The organism is Virgibacillus sp. 7505 (assembly GCF_002272135.1).
Lineage (GTDB): Bacteria > Bacillota > Bacilli > Bacillales > Amphibacillaceae > Terribacillus.
The window spans coordinates 1-221 of sequence record NZ_NPBF01000404.1; the positions used below are offsets into that span (position 1 = coordinate 1).

Annotated in this window: 1 pseudogene; it reads left to right on the forward strand. The window is 44.8% G+C overall.

Annotated features, from left to right (window positions below):
• Positions 1-221: pseudogene (locus tag CHH91_RS19520) on the forward strand (aspartate aminotransferase family protein); the annotation flags it as partial.

The window sequence follows — 221 nt, forward strand, 5'->3', positions numbered from 1 at the left end:
GGGCTATACAGGACGTAACAAAATTTTAAAATTTGTCGGCTGTTACCATGGACATGGCGACTCAATGTTAATTAAAGCAGGTTCTGGTGTGGCAACACTGGGCCTCCCTGATAGTCCAGGTGTTCCAGAAAGTGTAGCCCAAAATACATTGACGGTGCATTACAATGATTTAGAGAGCGTCCGCTATGTATTTGAGACGTTTGGAGATGATTTGGCAGCCG